The sequence below is a fragment of the Limibacillus sp. genome, assembly GCA_037379885.1.
Lineage (GTDB): Bacteria > Pseudomonadota > Alphaproteobacteria > Kiloniellales > CECT-8803 > JARRJC01.
The window spans coordinates 1-3,595 of the sequence record JARRJC010000104.1; the positions used below are offsets into that span (position 1 = coordinate 1).

4 protein-coding genes are annotated in these 3,595 nt (G+C 68.5%); 3 read left to right on the forward strand and 1 reads right to left on the reverse strand.

From position 1 onward, the window contains the following. The 3 genes from P8X75_14875 to P8X75_14885 all read left to right on the forward strand — a co-directional run. The coding region (locus tag P8X75_14875; protein MEJ1996464.1) for a hypothetical protein at positions 1-613 on the forward strand (613 nt) is incomplete at its 5' end. 13 nt (positions 614-626) lie between these two features. Further along, a complete protein-coding gene (xerD, locus tag P8X75_14880) occupies positions 627-1,550 on the forward strand; it encodes a site-specific tyrosine recombinase XerD (protein ID MEJ1996465.1) in 924 nt (307 codons plus the stop codon). A 73-nt stretch (positions 1,551-1,623) separates the two neighbouring features. Then, entirely contained in the window at positions 1,624-2,604 is a 981-nt protein-coding gene (locus P8X75_14885) for a CoA ester lyase (protein MEJ1996466.1), read from the forward strand. Positions 2,605-2,617: 13 nt separating this feature from the next. Here the strand turns inward: P8X75_14885 and P8X75_14890 are convergent, their stop codons facing one another. Next, a complete protein-coding gene (locus P8X75_14890) occupies positions 2,618-3,517 on the reverse strand; it encodes an ABC transporter substrate-binding protein (GenBank protein MEJ1996467.1) in 900 nt (299 codons plus the stop codon). Positions 3,518-3,595 lie beyond the last annotated feature (78 nt).

Sequence of the window (3,595 nt, forward strand, 5' to 3'; positions counted from 1 at the left end):
GTTCCAGGCGATCGCTTCGGCCTTCGCCGGACAGGTTCAGTCCCTGCCGCCCAGGCCCGACCTGGCCTGGTTTGCTTCCACAGCGGGGCGGGCGCTCTATGCGCTGGGCCGCTACGAGCAGGCCTCCGATTGGCTGGAGCTGGCGCGCCGGGAAGCGGTGACCTCGCCGCAGGCCCAGGCCTCGGTGACGCTGCTCTGGCCCTACGCCTTGATGGCGGGCGACGGGGCGGCGGACTGGGACGGCAGCCTCATGGCCTGGTCGCTGGCCCGCAACGAGGGGGCGGGCGAACTGGCCGACATGCAGGCCCAACTGACCTCCAGCTTCCGGGCGCTGGGCATGGGTGGCCGGGTCGAGGCCGAGAGTCTCGCCCGCAAGCCTTACGGCTCGGGGGTGACCCCGGACTTCACCAACCTGCCGGCCTTGCGGGACGCCTCGTTGGCGGGCCGGCGCGGAGAGACGTTGCTGCTCGCCGCGCTCGCCCTCGGCCCCAACGGCACGCGCAAAGTTCATCCGCAGATCGCGGAGGCCGTGCTCCAGGCTCTGCGCGCCGTCGGGCTGCCGGCCGAAGCCCGCGCCCTCGCCATTGAGATGGCGCTGAACGCCGGCATCTGACGGGCGCTCAACGGTGGCCGGAAACCCCCACATCGAACGCTTCCTGGAGATGCTGATCTCCGAGCGGGGGGTCTCGGCCAACACGCATGAGGGCTACCGCCGCGATCTTGAGAACCTGGAGGCTTTCCTCGCCACACGGGGGCTGCCGCCCGAACAGGCGGATACCGAGGCGATCCGCTCCTTCCTGAAGCGCGAGAAGCAGGCGGGCATGGCCGCGCGCACCGTGGCGCGGCGTCTTTCGGCCCTGCGGCAGTTCTTTGGCTTCCTGCTCTCCGAGGAAGTCCGCGCCGACGACCCCATGAGCCTGATCGACAGCCCGCGCCAGGGCCGCTCGCTGCCCAAGGTCCTGAGCGAAGAGGAGGTCGAGGCGCTGTTGGAGGCCGCCCGCAACATGGAGGGCGCCAGGGGCGCGCGGCTTCTGGCGCTGCTGGAGCTGCTCTATGCCACCGGCCTGCGCGTCACGGAGTTGGTGACCCTGCCGGTCTCCTCGGCGGCCCGCGACCCGCGGATGCTGCTGGTGCGGGGCAAGGGCAACAAGGAGCGCATGGTGCCGCTCAGCGAGGCGGCGCGGCGCGCCCTGGCGGACTACCTGCCGCTGCGCCAGGCCTTCTTGGGCAAGCGCAAGTCCTCGCCCTATCTCTTCCCCTCCGCCTCTTCGGCCAAGGGGCACCTGACCCGCGACCGGGTCGCCCAGCTGCTAAAGCGTCTGGCGGGCGACGCCGGGATAGCGCCCGCGAAGGTCTCCCCCCACGATCTCCGCCACGCCTTCGCCAGCCACCTGCTGGCCCACGGCGCGGACCTGCGCGCGGTCCAGCAGATGCTGGGCCACGCCGACATCTCCACCACGCAGATCTACACCCACGTGCTGGATGAGCGTCTGCGCAGGCTGGTGGGCGATCATCATCCGCTCGCGAAGGGCTTGCTCGACGAGGGCTAGGCTTGCTATTCCCTGGGATCAGGATTCCGCGGCGCAGCATGCGCTGACTCTAATATTCCCTGAGGAGACCCTCATGAGCTTCACCACCGTCAAGGAGGCGCCCGCGCGTCTCAACCGCAGCGAACTCGCCGTGCCCGGCAGCAACCCGAAGCTCTTCGAGAAGGCGGCGGCCTCTGACGTCGATGTGGTTTTCCTGGACCTGGAGGACGCGGTCGCTCCCGACGAGAAGCCGCAGGCCCGCAAGAACGTCATCGAGGCCATCGGCGACGTGGACTGGGGCGAAAAGACCCTCTCGGTCCGGATCAACGGGCTGGACACGCACTACATGTACCGGGACGTGGTCGACCTGCTGGAACAGGCGAGCGAGCGCCTGGACCTCATCATGATCCCGAAGGCCGGCACCGCGGCGGACATCTACGCCCTCGACATGCTGGTGACCCAGATCGAGACCGCCAAGGGGCGCAAGAAGCGGATCGGCTTCGAGATGATCATCGAATCCGCGCTCGGCATGCAGAACATCCACGAGATCGCCGCGGCCTCTCCGCGCAACGAGTCGCTGCACTTCGGCGTGGCCGACTACGCGGCTTCGACCAAGGCGGCCACCACCTCGATCGGCGGACCGAACCCGGCCTACGGCGTGCTGACCGATGCCGAGGAGGAGGGCGACGAGCGCCTCTATCACTGGGGCGACATGTGGCACTACGCCATCGCGCGCATGGTGGTTGCGGCCCGCGCCAACGGCCTGCGTCCGGTCGACGGACCCTTTGGCAACTTCAAGGACGACGAGGGCTACCGCGCCCAGGCCCGCCGCGCGGCGGTGCTCGGCTGCGAGGGCAAGTGGGCGATCCACCCCAGCCAGATCGCCCTCGCCAACGAGGTCTACAGCCCCTCCGAGGCCGAAGTCACCAAGGCCAAGCGCATCCTGGAGGCGATGGAGGAAGCGCAGGCCGCCGGGCGCGGCGCGGTTCAGCTCGATGGCCGTCTCATCGACATCGCCTCGATCAAGCAGGCCGAGGTGATGGTCAAGAAGGCCGCACAGATCGCCGGCGGCTGAGCCTTTCCTCTACTCAGCGCAGCTCGACCGCGTAGCTCTCCAGCGGCGGCAGGCTGTCGATCAGCCCCTTCTCCAGAAGGAAGGCGCCGAACTCCTCGTAGGCGCCCCTGTCCAGCGCGGCCGGACGCAGCGCGAAGCGCGGCAGCGTGTCGGCCCAGGCCCGGCGGTTCAGCTCGTCGTCCAGCCCCGGCTTATAGGACACGAAGGCCTCCCAGCTTTCCTGGGGGTGGTTGATCAGAAAGGCCGTCGCCCGCTCCAGCGCGCGCAGGAAGGCCTTCAGCTTCGCATCGCCGAGCGCATCGCTGCGGGCCACGACGATCAACTCGTCGTAGGCCGGCACGCCGTGTTCCTCGACGTAGAAGGCGCGGCCCTTTGAGTTCTCCAGCTCCAGCTGGTTCAGCTCGAAATTCCGGAAGGCCCCGATCACCGCCGCGACCTGGCCGGAGAGGAGCGCTGGAGAGAGGGAGAAGTTGACGTTCACCAGCTCCACGTCCTCCAGCGTCAGCCCGGCCTCGGCCAGCATCGCCGAGAGCAAGGCATCCTCGAAGCCGCCGACGGAGAAGCCGACCTTGCGTCCCTTCAGGTCGGCGATCTCCTTGATCGGTCCATCCTCCAGCACCACCAGGGAGTTGAGCGGCGTTGCGACCAGGGTCGCGATGCGGGTCAGGGGCAGGCCCTGGCTCGCCTGGATATGCAGGCTGGGCTGATAGGTGATGGCCAGTTCGGCCTGACCGGCGGCGACCAGCTTGGGCGGCGCGTTGGGGTCGGCGGGCTCGACCATCGTGACCTCCAGCCCCTCGTCCTCGAAGAAGCCCTTCTGCTGGGCGACGATCAGGGGGGCGTGGTCGGGATTGACGAACCAGTCGAGCAGCAGCGTGAGAGGCTCCGCCGCCCTCAGGGACACCGCAGTCATGGGCTGAAAGATGGCGAGCAGCGCAGTCACGAGGAATAGGACAAAATTCTTGCGCACTATATCGGACCTCCTTTTTTA